Source organism: Streptomyces sp. NPDC059499 (assembly GCF_042749285.1).
In the GTDB taxonomy this organism is placed as follows: domain Bacteria; phylum Actinomycetota; class Actinomycetes; order Streptomycetales; family Streptomycetaceae; genus Streptomyces.
Map to the genome: position 1 here is coordinate 221,676 of NZ_JBHYTT010000006.1, position 12,656 is coordinate 234,331.

General features: G+C 70.9%; 11 protein-coding genes and 1 pseudogene. 7 read left to right on the plus strand and 5 right to left on the minus strand.

The features are described 5' to 3' along the window. Nucleotides 1–7: 7 nt before the first annotated feature. Nucleotides 8–976, plus strand: a complete 969-nt coding sequence (gene efeU, locus ACFW9O_RS16925) for an iron uptake transporter permease EfeU (RefSeq protein ID WP_384610041.1) — start codon at nt 8–10, stop codon at nt 974–976. Beyond that, nucleotides 909–1,853, plus strand: a complete 945-nt coding sequence (locus ACFW9O_RS16930) for a hypothetical protein (protein WP_351171698.1) — start codon at nt 909–911, stop codon at nt 1,851–1,853. Before efeU ends, ACFW9O_RS16930 begins: the two co-directional genes overlap by 68 nt. A gap of 39 nt (nt 1,854–1,892) precedes the next feature. Here the strand turns inward: ACFW9O_RS16930 and ACFW9O_RS16935 are convergent, their stop codons facing one another. After that, nucleotides 1,893–2,636 carry a bifunctional DNA primase/polymerase gene (locus tag ACFW9O_RS16935; protein ID WP_351171695.1) on the minus strand — a complete coding sequence of 248 codons (744 nt, stop codon included), beginning with the start codon at nt 2,634–2,636 and terminating at the stop codon, nt 1,893–1,895. Between the two features lie 136 nt (nt 2,637–2,772). Further along, entirely contained in the window at nt 2,773–3,399 is a 627-nt protein-coding gene (locus tag ACFW9O_RS16940) for a TetR/AcrR family transcriptional regulator (protein ID WP_384610045.1), read from the minus strand. A gap of 162 nt (nt 3,400–3,561) precedes the next feature. Here ACFW9O_RS16940 and ddaH point away from each other — a divergent pair. Further along, nucleotides 3,562–4,398: pseudogene (ddaH, locus tag ACFW9O_RS16945) on the plus strand (dimethylargininase); the annotation flags it as partial. Here the strand turns inward: ddaH and ACFW9O_RS16950 are convergent. Further along, complete coding sequence (locus tag ACFW9O_RS16950; RefSeq protein ID WP_384610048.1) at nt 4,395–5,390, minus strand: small ribosomal subunit Rsm22 family protein; 996 nt, start codon at nt 5,388–5,390, stop codon at nt 4,395–4,397. The pseudogene ddaH and the gene ACFW9O_RS16950 sit on opposite strands and share 4 nt — an antisense overlap. Before the next feature lie 180 nt (nt 5,391–5,570). Between ACFW9O_RS16950 and ACFW9O_RS16955 the strand changes: the two genes are divergently transcribed. Next, nucleotides 5,571–6,881 (plus strand): hypothetical protein, encoded by a 1,311-nt coding sequence (locus ACFW9O_RS16955; RefSeq protein ID WP_384610051.1) that lies wholly within the window; start codon nt 5,571–5,573, stop codon nt 6,879–6,881. Here the strand turns inward: ACFW9O_RS16955 and ACFW9O_RS16960 are convergent. Continuing rightward, nucleotides 6,863–8,248, minus strand: coding sequence for a multidrug effflux MFS transporter (locus ACFW9O_RS16960; RefSeq protein ID WP_384610054.1), 1,386 nt, complete (start codon nt 8,246–8,248; stop codon nt 6,863–6,865). The genes ACFW9O_RS16955 and ACFW9O_RS16960 overlap by 19 nt on opposite strands. A gap of 85 nt (nt 8,249–8,333) precedes the next feature. Here ACFW9O_RS16960 and ACFW9O_RS16965 point away from each other — a divergent pair, with 85 nt between their 5' ends. Further along, the gene (locus ACFW9O_RS16965; RefSeq protein ID WP_351171680.1) at nt 8,334–9,341 is read left to right on the plus strand and encodes a Gfo/Idh/MocA family oxidoreductase; all 1,008 of its coding nucleotides are present in this window, start codon (nt 8,334–8,336) and stop codon (nt 9,339–9,341) included. A 25-nt stretch (nt 9,342–9,366) separates the two neighbouring features. On the opposite strand, the gene ACFW9O_RS16970 is transcribed toward ACFW9O_RS16965, so the two are convergent. Then, nucleotides 9,367–11,031 (minus strand): alkaline phosphatase D family protein, encoded by a 1,665-nt coding sequence (locus ACFW9O_RS16970; RefSeq protein WP_384610057.1) that lies wholly within the window; start codon nt 11,029–11,031, stop codon nt 9,367–9,369. Between the two features lie 142 nt (nt 11,032–11,173). Here ACFW9O_RS16970 and ACFW9O_RS16975 point away from each other — a divergent pair, with 142 nt between their 5' ends. Both ACFW9O_RS16975 and ACFW9O_RS16980 read left to right on the plus strand, forming a co-directional pair. Further along, nucleotides 11,174–11,932, plus strand: coding sequence for an SDR family oxidoreductase (locus ACFW9O_RS16975; protein WP_384610059.1), 759 nt, complete (start codon nt 11,174–11,176; stop codon nt 11,930–11,932). 156 nt (nt 11,933–12,088) lie between these two features. After that, on the plus strand, nt 12,089–12,556 hold the full coding sequence (locus ACFW9O_RS16980; protein WP_384610062.1) for a lamin tail domain-containing protein: 468 nt from the start codon (nt 12,089–12,091) through the stop codon (nt 12,554–12,556). Nucleotides 12,557–12,656 lie beyond the last annotated feature (100 nt).

Consider the following 12,656-nt stretch of genomic DNA (forward strand, 5'->3'; position numbering starts at 1 on the left):
GACCGGCATGTTCGGCAACTATCTGATCGGCCTGCGCGAGGGTCTCGAGGCCAGTCTGGTCGTCTGCATCCTCGTCGCGTACCTGGTCAAGACCGGCCGCCGTGACGCCCTGCGCCCCGTGTGGACGGGCATCGGCGTCGCCTGCGCCATCTCGCTGGCCTTCGGCGCCGCACTCGAATTCGGCTCGCAGGAGCTGACGTTCGAGGCGCAGGAGATGCTCGGCGGTTCGCTGTCGGTCATCGCCGTCGGGCTGGTGACCTGGATGGTGTTCTGGATGCGGCGGACGGCGCGGCATCTGAAAGCCGAACTGCACGGCAGGCTCGACGCGGCGCTCGCCATGGGCACCGGTGCGCTCGTCGCCACGGCCTTCCTCGCGGTGGGCCGCGAGGGTCTGGAGACCGCGCTCTTCGTGTGGGCCTCGGTGCGGGCGAGCGGCGAGGGTTCCTCGTCGCCGCTGATCGGGGTGCTGCTGGGCATCGCGACCGCGATCGTGCTGGGCTGGCTCTTCTACCGGGGTGCGCTGAGGATCAACCTGTCGAGGTTCTTCACCTGGACCGGTGGCATGCTCGTCGTCGTCGCGGCGGGCGTGCTCGCCTACGGCGTGCACGACCTGCAGGAGGCCCGCTTCCTGGGCGGCCTGCAGGACAAGGCGTTCGACATCACCACCACGGTTCCGCCGGACAGCTGGTACGGCACCCTGCTCAAGGGCGTCTTCAACTTCCAGCCCGATCCGACCGTTCTTCAGGTCACGGTGTGGGCGCTGTATCTCATCCCCACGCTCGCGCTGTTCCTCGCCCCGGTAGGGTTCGGACGGTCAGTGCGGACGACGGATCAGAAGGCGCAGAAGGCAACGGATGACAAGGCTGGGTCGACTGGCGACGGGGCTCGCGACAGCGGCGGTGCTGAGCATGACGGCGAGCGGCTGCGTGACGGTGCACGGCGAACTGGAAGTTCTGCCGGGAGCGACGAGAACTGAGGCCGCACAGGCCCTCGATGACTTCCTCGTCGCCTACAACAAAGCGGACAAGGCATACGATCCGGCGCTGGACGCGGACCGGGTGACCGGTTCGCTCGGCGCGATCAACCAGGCCGGGCTGAAGGCCCGTCGGAAGTCCAGCCCGCAGGGAAACGCGTCGCACAAGCCGCTGGAGCTGACCGACGCCACGTTCAGCATTCCCAAGAAGGCGGGCTGGCCCCGGTGGTTCGTCGCGGACACGGACTCCAACCGCGACCAGGACAACGGGCGGCAGGACACCCGCTGGCTGCTGGCGTTCCTCCGCACCGGCCCCGACGCCCCCTGGAAGGCCGCCTATCTGGCGGTCGTCCCCCAGTCCCAGGTGCCGAAGTTCCACAAGGACGCCGACGGCCTGGCGCAGCCCGTACCCTCGGCCGACACCGACGGCACCCTGGCCGTGCAGCCGAAGGGCCTCAGCGGGACGTACACGGGCTATCTGTCGCAAGGATCACCGGATGTCTTCGCTCCGGGGCCGACGACGTCGGGCTGGCGGGACGCGCGCAAGAACACGCGCAGGGCCGGCTTCTCGTTCCAGTACGTCGACCAGGCGCTGGACAGCGGGACGTTCGCGCCGCTGGGCCTGAAGACGGAGGACGGCGGGGCCCTGGTCTTCTTCAGCAGCAAGCACTTCGAGCGGCAGACCGCGGCGTCGGGGCTGCGGCCCACGGTCAACCCGGACGTGGAGGCGCTGCTCACCGGTGAGGTGAAGAGCACCCTCACCAAGGAGCGGGTCTCCAGCCAGCTGGTGTACGTGCCCAAGCGGGGCGCCGGTGACTCGGGCGGCAAGGTGCGCGTGCTGAACCGGCTGCCCGGCCTGATCGCCGCACAGGGATCGTGACCTCCTCGGGTCACCTGCCGCCTCGTCCGGCGGTGTCCCTCAGCGGCTGAGCGGCCAGGCCACGGAATCGTGGTCGAGGTCGCTCTCGTCGGCCGTGTCCGCGTACTGCGCACAGGCGTCGGTCAGCGTCTCGAGCAGGGTCAGGGGGTCGGGCAGCGGGTTCTCCGCGCCGCGGATCCAGTGCACGTCCAGCTCACCGGGGAGCCGGGCGGGCGGCAGGAGGACGTAGCTGCCGCGGCAGTGCCAGCGCAGACCCGGGTGCTCGTCCATGGTCTCGGGGTGGCAGTCCAGCTCGCACGGCCACCACTCGTCCTCGTCCTCGGGGGTACCGCGGGTGGCGGTGAAGAAGAGCATCCGGTCCTCGCCGGACTGGGCCACGGGGCCGACGTCGATGCCCGCTTCCAGGAGCCGTTCCAGAGCGGCGCGGCCGGCCGTCAGGGGGACGTCGAGGACGTCGTGGATCATGCCCGTGGCGGTGATGAAGTTGGCCAGTGGCTGGCCCGCGGCCCAGCGCTCGATCTGCGCGCGGTCGGTCGTGGACTGCGTCTGCCAGGCGAACGAGACGGGATGCCGGGCGGGCGTGGGACAGCCGATGCGTTCGCACGAACATCGGTATCCGGCGGGATGCGCGGCAGGAGAGATCGGCATACCTGCCTCGGCGACGGCCAGGAGCAGCTCCAGCCGGGCGGCGTCGTCAGCCTCCGGCTGCGGTTTCGGCCGACGTCGCAGCCATTGGGAGATCCTGCTCTCTGTGCCGCGATAGCGGCCGGAATCGGCGCCCATCTATCCCCTCACCTCAGCGTTGCTCCTCCATGGTCCCACCATCCTGCTCCTCGGGTGGCCAGAGTTCCCAAGCGGGGTGCCCCGGGCTCCACGGAGAAGGGAGCCCACCTGCACCGAAAGTAAGGTTATGGACGTTTTATTCCGCTGGTCCGGCCGCGAGTCCCCGCAGGGTGAGGTCGACCACCGCGTCGGCGTACTCATGGGTGAGCGGCAGGGTCCGGAGCAGCCAGCGGTGGGTGAGCGGGGCGATCAGCAGCTCCAGCGCGATGCGCGGATCGATGTCGCCGCGCACCTCGCCGGCCTCCTGGGCGGAGCGCAGCCGTGTGACATACAACTGCATCTGCGGATCGAGCAGCTTCTCGACGAACTGGGCGCCCAGCACCGGATCGATGACGCCCTCGGCGGCCAGTGCGCGCATCGGCGCCTCGGTCACGGGGTCGTTCAGTTCGTCGACGGTCGCCCGCAGGACGAGCTTGAGGTCGGCCGCCAGGTCCCCGGTGTCGGGGATCGCGTAGCCGCCCCGGTCACCGGCCTCCTCGGCCGCCCGGGTCCCCACGTCGATGAAGGCCTCCATGAGGACGGCCGCCTTGGACGGCCACCAGCGGTAGATCGTCTGCTTGCCGACCCCCGCGCGGGCGGCGATACCCTCGATCGTCGTCCTCGCGTAGCCGGCCTCGCCCACGAGGGCGAGGGCGGCGTCGTAGATCGCACGGCGGGAGCGGTCGCTGCGGCGGCTGGAATCGGGCGCCTTGTGGGGTGACATCCACCCAGCCTACAAGCCCACGGTCCGATACGTATCGTCTTGTTGGCTGCCTGACGACCATCGCATGAACCACCCGATCGGATCACTGCGCATCGGCCGGGAGCAGCGCACCATGAACTCACGCACAGACCGTGCGCATCCCACCGTTCCGCAGCTCCGGCTGCCGTTCGAGAGGAGCCTGCATTGACCCGTGACGCCACCCCTCGTCGCTACCTGATGTGCGCCCCGGCCCACTTCAAGGTCACGTACTCCATCAACCCATGGATGGACCCCTCGAAACCTGTCGACCTGCCGCTGGCCAACACCCAGTGGGAGGACCTGCGCGACCGCTACCGCTCGCTCGGCCACACCGTCGAGCTGCTCACCCCGGACCCGGACCTCCCCGACATGGTGTTCGCCGCCAACGGCGCCACCGTCATCGACGGACGGGTGCTGGGCGCCCTGTTCGCCTACCGGGAGCGGTACGCGGAGGCCGAGGCGCACCGGGACTGGTTCCGGGCCAACGGCTTCACCGACATCCATGAGCCGGATCACGTCAACGAGGGGGAGGGCGACTTCGCGGTCACCTCCTCGTACCTCCTGGCGGGGCGCGGCTTCCGGTCCAGTCCGCTCTCCCACGACGAGGCGCAGGAGTTCTTCGGGCGCCCCGTGATCGGCCTCGATCTGGTGGATCCGCGCTACTACCACCTGGACACGGCACTGTGCGTCCTCGACGACGCGGCCGACGAGATCATGTACTACCCAGGGGCCTTCTCGCCGGGCAGCCGGTCCGTGCTGGCCAGGCTCTTCCCGGACGCGCTGATCGCCGAAGAGGCGGACGCCGCGGCGCTGGGCCTCAACGCGGTCAGCGACGGCCGCCACGTGCTGCTTCCGCAGGCCGCCGTCGGGCTCCTCGATCCGCTGCGGGACCGCGGCTTCGAGCCGGTTCCGATGGACCTCGGCGAGTTGCTCAAGGGCGGCGGCAGCGTGAAGTGCTGCACCCAGGAGCTGCGACCCTAGGGGTTCTCCGGGGGCGGCCAGGCGTCGCCCCACGCGGTGTCCCGGGCGGCACGGTACAGATCGCCGTGCCGCTTGGTGACCGTCGCGCGCTGCAGGCCCTCCTCGCGGGTGCAGAGCTCGAGGAGCACCTGGCCCTTGCGGATCTGCGGCCTCCGGGTGACCCGCGCCCCTACCGGATCGGTGGGGAAGCGGGTCGCCACGACGTAGCTGAACTTCTCGTCCTCGTGGCTCAGCGAGCCGCCCTTCACCCGGCGGTGCAGGGACGAGCGGCTGACCCGCGCCGAGAAGTGGCACCAGTCCGTGCCCGGCTCGATGGGGCAGGCGTCGCTGTGCGGGCAGGGCGCCGCCACGGTCAGCCCGGCGCCGATCAGCAGGTCGCGGGCCTCGATGATGCGGGCGTAGCCGTCGGGGGTGCCCGGCTCGACGATCACCACCGCCTGCGCGGCGGCCGCGGCCGCGTCCACCACCTGGATCCGGTCCTGCGGGGTGAGCTCCTTGAGGACGTACGAGACGGTCACCAGATCCGTGGGCGCGAGTTCCAGCGCCGTGCCGATCCTGGCTCGCTGCCACTCGGCGTCCCGCAGCCCGGGAATGCCCGAGGCCGCGGCCAGTTCGCGGCCGAGCTCGAGGGCGGGTTCGGCCCAGTCCAGCACGGTCGTGCGCGGCCCTTCCCAGGCTCCCGCGACGGCCCAGCTCGCCGCGCCCGTACCGCCCCCGATGTCGGTGTGCGTGGCGGGCACCCACTCCGGCGCCGCCTCACGGAATGCCGCGAGGGCGGACCGTACGGCCTCGAAGGTCGCGGGCATCCGGTACGCGGCGTACGCGGCGACGTCCGAGCGGTCGCGCAGGACCGGGGCGTCGGTGGGGGTGGTCCCGCGGTAGCTGGCGATCAGCCGGTCGACGGCCTGTGCGGCCTGCTTGGGCGGCAGCCCGTCGAGCAGCGCGTCCAGGGCCGTGCGCAGGGCTTGCGCTGTGGGGAGGGTGGCGTTCACCGCCGAATTGTAGGCGCAGGAGGCCGGTCCGCCGCTGCCGGACGGTCCGGTACGGAACCGGGACAGAACGGCGACGGAACCGAACTGCTCCCGGCCGCTGTCCTGTTGCTACGCTGACCGGCGCCGGATCGGGGACAGGTCATCGGGGATCGGTCGGGGGGATTTCTCATCGGGGGGACCATGAGACAGAAGATCGTGCGCCTGGCCCTGGTCGGCGGGGTGCTCTTCCTTGCGCTGCTGCTCCTGCTGGCCACCTGCGGCGGGGACGGCGGCAGCGGCAAGAAGGACGACAAGCCGAAGAAGCCGGTGAGGAAGAGCGCGGGCCCGGCGACGCGGTTGACGGTCCCGCCGGCCTACACGACGTCCCGCGGCTGGGAGATCGTGGGTGTGGGGCCCGACTACGCCCTCTCGCACACGACGGGCCGGCTCGCGTATCTGGTGAAGGCCTCCGAAAACCGCTACCGGCTGCGGACCGTCGACACGGAGACGGGCCGCAACGGCTGGAGCGGCGAGGCCTGGCGGCCGCCGGACCCGCTGCACTTCCCGAAGCTGCTGAGCGTCGCCAAGGAGGACCGGCAGTTCTTCGTGACCTGGTCGTACGGGAAGGTCGGCGACGGACTGACCCCGGCCGACACCTTCGTCTCCCTCGACGTGTACGACGCCGCGGACGGCGAGCGCCGGCGGGTCGAGCTGCCGTGGAACGGCGCGCCGACGGTCACGGCGACCGGCCCGGACATCCTGATCAGCGACGGCCGTGCGAACAGCGCGACGGTCGACCCGGTGACCGGCCGGGTCTCGGAGGTCGGCGCCGCCTCGGTGACGTACCCGAAGGGCTGCGCCGCCTGCAAGCAGCTCACCGAGGTGCGCGGGCAGACGGCGAAGGGGCTCCTGTTCAGCGGGGTGCGCGAATTCTGGGTGCGGGGCGGCTGGTTCAGCAGGACGGTCGCTCCCAAGGGCGCCGACGTGCTCTCCGGCGTGCCGACGTCCGTGGCCTCCGACCGGATCCTGGCGAAGTGGCGGCTCGCCAAGGGGTCGAAGCGTGCCGCGACGCACGAACTGTGGACGGTGCACGACGCCACGAGCGGCAAGGCGATGGTCTCGGTGGAGTGCCACAAGCCGGCCATCGAGCCCGGGCGCCATCCGCAGGCCGTCGTCTCTCCTTCGGCCCGCTACCTGGTGGCGGGGAACCTGGCCTTCGATCTGGCGGCGGCGAAGGGGGTCTGCTTCGAGGAGGAGGACGGGGCGGCGCAGCTGACGCTCGCCTCGGTGACGGACGAGGGCACGGCGTACGGCGCGACGAACGCGCGCGACGCCTCCGACGCCCTGGAGAGCGGCGGGGCCCCGGTCACGATGAGCTTCACGACCTGGGGCACCGAGCCGCTGTCACCGAATGTGCGGCTGCCGGAGGTGGAGACGTCCGGCATCGGAGTGTTCCGCTGGACGGACCGGAAGGACCGGCTGCACCTGCTGGGCTATCCGCGCGTGGGCTGATCCTGCGGTCCGCCCCTGTTCTGCCACGGCCGGCACAGGCCGAGGAAGCACGCCACCGCCGAGAGAGCGCACACGACCTGCACCACGGCCATGGGTACGGCGGTCTGCTCCCCCGCGATCCCGACCAGGGGTGAGGCGATGGCGCCGACGAGGAACGACGTCGTGCCGAGCAGCGCGGAGGCGGACCCCGCCGCGTGCTTCGTGCGCATCAGGGCCTGGGCGTTGGTGTTGGGCATCGCCAGTCCCATGGCGGACATCAGGACGAAGAGCCCGGTGGCGACGGGCAGCAGGCCGACGTGGCCGAACACGCCGGAGGTCATGAGCAGCAGGGCGACGGCCGCGAGGGAGATGACGGCGAGTCCGAGACCGAGCGCCTTGTCGAGGCTGATCCGGCCGACGAGCACCTTGCCGTTGATCTGGCCGACGGTGATCAGCCCGATCGAGTTGATGCCGAAGAGCAGGCTGAAGGTCTGCGGCGAGGCTCCGTAGATCTCCTGCACGACGAACGGGGACGCGCTCACGTAGGCGAACAGCGCGGCGAAGGCGAGACTGCCCGCGATCATGTAACCGGTGAACACCCGGTCCGCCAGGAGGCCGCGCATGGTGCGCAGCGCGTCACCGATGCCGCCGGTGTGCCGTTCCTCCTCGGGCAGGGTCTCGTGCAGCCACTTCCACACGATCAGGGTGAGCAGCACGCCGACGGCGGTGAGCACGACGAAGATGCCGCGCCAGTCGGTGAACCGCAGCACCTGTCCGCCGATCACGGGCGCGATGACGGGGGCGACGCCGGAGATCAGCATCAGGGTGGAGAAGAACCGGGCCATCTCCATGCCGTCGTAGAGGTCGCGCACCACGGCCCTGGAGATCACGATGCCCGCGGCGCCCGCCAGTCCCTGCAGGAGGCGGAAACCGATGAGGAGTTCCGCGGAGGGGGCGAAGGCGCAGATCGCCGTGGCGACCACGTAGATGATCATGCCGAGGAGCAGCGGCTTGCGCCGTCCCCACCGGTCGCTCATCGGTCCGACGACGAGCTGGCCGAGCGCCATGCCGGTGAGGCACGCGGTCAGCGTGAGCTGGACGGTCGCGGCCGGGGCGTGCAGCGAGTCGGTGACCGCGGGCAGCGCCGGGAGGTACATGTCCATCGAGAGCGGCGGCAGCGCGGTCAGCCCGCCGAGGACCAAGGTGACCAGGATTCCGGCCCGCCGTGCCGCGTCGGTGGCCGAGGGGCCCGGGGTCGCCGGTATGTGTTCCTGCCGGTGTTCCTGCCGTGCTGGGCGAATGTGCCGCTCTCGCTGCTCGTGGCGCTCGGACTGATCCGGTCGTTCTTGCTGTTCCTGCTGGGCCCGGCTCACGCCGCTGTCCGGCATCCTCGTCTCCGCTTCGTTGAATCCACATCTATGCTCTCAGCTCAGTCGTAGTGGTCGGAACCTTTTTTCATGAGGGCGGGCGGGCATGAGCAGGACTGTGCGTTGGGGTGTACTGGCGACGGGCGGCATAGCCGCGACGTTCACCGCGGATCTGCTGGCGATGAAGGACTCCGGCGCCGAGGTCGTCGCGGTCGCCTCCCGCACGGACGCCTCCGCGAAGGCCTTCGCCGAGCGGTTCGGGATCGGGCGGTCGTACGGCAGCTGGGCGGAACTCGTCGCCGACGACGACGTCGACGTCGTGTACGTGGCCACGCCGCACTCCGCGCACCGGGAGGCCGCGGGGCTCGCCCTGGAGGCCGGGAAGCACGTGCTGTGCGAGAAGGCGTTCACGCTCAACGCGCGCGAGGCGCGGGAGCTCGTGGCACTGGCCCGGGAACGCGGACTCTTCCTCATGGAGGCCATGTGGACGTACTGCAACCCGGTCATCCGCCGCATGACGGAGCTGGTGCGGGACGGAGCCATCGGCGAGATCCGCACGGTGCAGGCCGACTTCGGTTTCGCGGGCACCTTCGGCGCCGAGCACCGGCTGCGGGATCCCGCGCTGGGCGGCGGCGCGCTGCTGGACCTCGGGGTCTACCCGGTGTCGTTCGCGCACCTGCTGCTGGGCGAGCCGGACCGGGTGCAGGCGGACGCGCTGCTGTCCCCGGAGGGCGTCGACCTCAACACCGGGATGCTGCTGGGCTGGGACTCGGGTGCCACGGCCCTGCTGAGCTGTTCGATCGTGGGGAACCTGCCCACCACGGCGTCGGTCACCGGCACGGCCGGGCGGATCGACTTCCCGCACGGTTTCTTCCACCCGGAGCGCTTCGTCCTGCACCGTTCCGGCCGGGAGCCCGAGGAGATCACCACGGGCCCCGGACCGCAGGGCCTTTCGGGCATGCAGTACGAGGCCGCAGAGGTGACGCGTGCGCTGGTCGCGGGTGAGACGGAGTCCCCGCTGGTGCCGCTGGACGGTTCGCTCGCCGTGATGCGGACGCTCGACGCGGTACGTGACCGCATCGGCGTCCGCTATCCGGCGGACGACCGCGCCTGACCGTTCCGGCCGGCACGGGGCCGGGTCACGCGGGGGTGAGCCCCGGGTTCCCGGCCTCGGTCACGAAGGACGCGGCGGTGCTCAGGGGTGCTCCGGGCGTGGTGACGGCCGACACCGTACGGAAGTCGGCGCGCGCCTGTTCCGTGCCGAGGGTGACGAGGGCGTAGCCGCGGCGGCCGTTGTAGAACTTCATGTGCGGGTTGGCCTGGGTCTGGTTGGTCCAGTTCGCCGGCTTGTCCGCGCCGTCCTTGCCGCTGGCGATCGAGGTGGCCACGATCTCCGTGCCGACGGTCCGGGACGACGGGTCGTCGAAGTCCTTCTTCAGGTCGAAGCCGTAGCCGACGTGGACGTCCCCGGTCAACACCATCAGGTTGTCGACCCCGGCGGCCTCCGCCCCGTCCATGAGCCGCTGCCTGGAGGCCGGGTAGCCGTCCCACGAGTCCATGGACAGCTTGAAGGCGTCCGTGGGCACGTCACGCCGCTGGGCGAAGGTCACCTGCTGCGGTACGACGTTCCAGCGGGCGCGTGAGTTCTTCCAGCCGTCGAGCAGCCAGCGCTCCTGGGCGGCTCCCGTCATGGTGCGCGTGGGGTCCTCGGACTCGGGTCCGGGAACCTTCCAGCCGTCGCCGTACGCCTGGTTGCTGCGGTACTGGCGGGTGTCGAGGATGTCGAACTGGGCGAGCCGGCCGAACTCCAGGCGGCGGTAGAGCCGCATGTCGGGGCCGGTGGGGCGCTGCGGGGTGCGCAGCGGCTGGTTCTCCCAGTAGGCGCGGTAGGCGGCGGCCCTGCGCAGCAGGAACTCCTCCGGCGGGACGCTGTTCTCCGGGGTGTCGCCCGCGTAGTTGTTCTCGGTCTCGTGGTCGTCCCAGGTGACGACGAAGGGGTGGGCCGCGTGGGCGGCACGCAGGTCGGGGTCGGACTTGTAGAGGCCGTACCGCATCCGGTAGTCCTCCAGCGTGACCGTCTCCCGGTTGTAGTGGGCCGGGAGGGTGCGGTCGGTGTAGTTGCGGGCGCCGCCCGTGGCGGTGACCGCGTACTCGTAGAGGTAGTCGCCGAGGTGGAAGACCACGTCGACGTCCTCGGCCGCGAGGTGCTTGTAGGCGGTGAAGTAGCCGTCGTGGTACGCCTGGCAGGAGACGGCGGCCAGGGTGAGCGAGCTGTTGCGGGCGCCGCGTGCGGGAGCCGTGCGGGTCCGGCCGGCGGGGCTGATCCAGCTGCCCGCGCGGAAGCGGTAGTAGAAGGTCCGGTCCGGGCCGAGGCCGTCGACGTCCACGCGGACGCTGTGGCCGAACTCCGGGTGCGCGGTGACGGATCCGCGCCGGACGATCCGGGCGAAGCGCTCGTCGCGGGCGACCTCCCAGCGGACCTGCACGCGTGTGGCGGGCAGTCCGCCGTCGGCCTCGAAGGGGCGGGGCGCGAGTCTCGTCCACAGGAGGACGGAGCCGGGCAGCGGGTCGCCCGAGGCGACGCCGAGGGTGAAGGGGTCCTCGGTGATCTTCCGGGCGTCGAGCTCGGCGGCGCTCGCGGCACCCGCTGTGGGCAGGTTGACGGCGAAGGCCAGTGCGGCGGCGGCGCCGGTGACGGTGAGGAACCTGCGGCGGTCCACGCCGGACCCGAGACTCCGCGCGGCGTTGCGGAGCTCGGCGGAATGCCCCTGCTGACCGGGCGTGCTGATCTGTGCGGCTGTCATATGCCCCTCCCCTGCCGGATGCTGTCAGAGGCATTGGAGTGCGGGGCGACGACGTGCCGTTGGCGGGTACACAACATCCGTGTGGCGGCGCGATGAGCACCGGGTGCCCTGCGCCGCGAAACCTCCCGTACGCTGCCGGGCCATGAACGCTGAGCAGAGAATCGCTGTCGTCACGGGTGCGGGATCAGGCATCGGCCGGGCCGTCGCCCTCACCCTCGAGGAGGCCGGCTGGACCGTGATCCTGGCGGGGCGGCGGCAGGAGCCCCTCGGGGAGACCGCCGCCGCGGCCGGCGGCCGGGGGGACACCGTGTGCGTGCCCACCGATGTGACGGACCCGGACGAGGTGACGGCACTCTTCTCGCTCGCCCGGGAGCGCTTCGGCCGTCTCGATCTGCTCTTCAACAACGCGGGGACGTTCGGACCGCGTTCGGTGCCGGTCGAGGACATCGCGTACGAGGACTGGCGCACGGTGGTGGACGTCAATCTGACGGGGGCGTTCCTGTGCGCGCAGGCCGCGTACCGCCTGATGAAGGAGCAGGACCCGCAGGGCGGCCGGATCATCAACAACGGCTCCGTCTCCGCGCACGCGCCCCGCCCGCACTCGATCGCGTACACCGCGACGAAGCACGCCATGACGGGTCTGACGAAGTCGCTGTCACTGGACGGGCGTCCGTACCGGATCGCCTGCGGGCAGATCGACATCGGCAACGCGGCGACCGACATGACGGAGCGGATGCGGACGGGAATCCTCCAGGCCAGCGGCGACGTGGCCGTCGAACCGGTGATGGCGGCGGCCGACGTGGCCCGGACGGTGCTGCACATGGCGGAGCTGCCGCTGGAGGCGAACGTGCAGTTCGCGACCGTCATGGCGACCGCGATGCCGTACGTGGGCCGGGGCTGACACCTCGACGGCCGGACCGCCCACGCCCTCGCCCCGCCTGCCAGAACCCGTCGCAAAATGACCGAGTTTGCTGATTTCCGCAGCCACCACCGCGCAAGCGCGTGCTGCCCGTATGCTGCTGACCTTCACCAGAAGAACACAGAAGGAACACACAGCATGCGCATACGCACCGCCGCGCCTCTCGCCCTGGCCGCCGCCACCGCTCTGGCCGGCTCGCTCCTCGCCACGGCTCCGGCCTCGGCGGCCTCCCATCAGGGCGGACTGCACCTCGGCAAGATCCAGTACAACAGCCCCGGCAGCGACACCCGGACGAACACGTCCCTGAACGCCGAGTTCGTGGACATCCACAACAACGGCACGGTGAAGCTCCAGCTCAAGGGCTACCGGCTGAAGGACAACACCGGGTACACGTACACCTTCGGCAGCTACACGGTCGCCGCGGGCAAGACGGTCCGGGTCCACACGGGCAAGGGCAGCACCTCCGGGGCCCACGTGTACTGGAACCGCGGTTCGTACGTCTGGAACAACACCGGCGACAAGGCCAGGCTGTACAAGCCCAGCGGCTCGCTCCAGGACTCCTGCTCCTGGACGAGTTCGAGCACCGGGATCAAGACCTGCCACTGACCGCAGTGAACGGCCGCCGCGGTCCGGGGGGTCCGCGGAACGGCCAGGGGGTGGTACGGGGGGTCAGGGCCCCGTACCACCCCTCGGGAATTCCCCCGGC

What these genes read in the sequence shown, in the direction of transcription:
- efeU (WP_384610041.1), top strand. Translation starts at nt 8, where the DNA reads ATGTTCGGCAACTATCTGATCGGCCTGCGCGAGGGTCTCGAGGCCAGT.
- ACFW9O_RS16930 (WP_351171698.1), top strand. Translation starts at nt 909, where the DNA reads ATGACGGCGAGCGGCTGCGTGACGGTGCACGGCGAACTGGAAGTTCTG.
- ACFW9O_RS16935 (WP_351171695.1), bottom strand. Translation starts at nt 2,636, where the DNA reads ATGGGCGCCGATTCCGGCCGCTATCGCGGCACAGAGAGCAGGATCTCC.
- ACFW9O_RS16940 (WP_384610045.1), bottom strand. Translation starts at nt 3,399, where the DNA reads ATGTCACCCCACAAGGCGCCCGATTCCAGCCGCCGCAGCGACCGCTCC.
- ACFW9O_RS16955 (WP_384610051.1), top strand. Translation starts at nt 5,571, where the DNA reads ATGAGACAGAAGATCGTGCGCCTGGCCCTGGTCGGCGGGGTGCTCTTC.
- ACFW9O_RS16960 (WP_384610054.1), bottom strand. Translation starts at nt 8,248, where the DNA reads ATGCCGGACAGCGGCGTGAGCCGGGCCCAGCAGGAACAGCAAGAACGA.
- ACFW9O_RS16965 (WP_351171680.1), top strand. Translation starts at nt 8,334, where the DNA reads ATGAGCAGGACTGTGCGTTGGGGTGTACTGGCGACGGGCGGCATAGCC.
- ACFW9O_RS16970 (WP_384610057.1), bottom strand. Translation starts at nt 11,031, where the DNA reads ATGACAGCCGCACAGATCAGCACGCCCGGTCAGCAGGGGCATTCCGCC.
- ACFW9O_RS16975 (WP_384610059.1), top strand. Translation starts at nt 11,174, where the DNA reads ATGAACGCTGAGCAGAGAATCGCTGTCGTCACGGGTGCGGGATCAGGC.
- ACFW9O_RS16980 (WP_384610062.1), top strand. Translation starts at nt 12,089, where the DNA reads ATGCGCATACGCACCGCCGCGCCTCTCGCCCTGGCCGCCGCCACCGCT.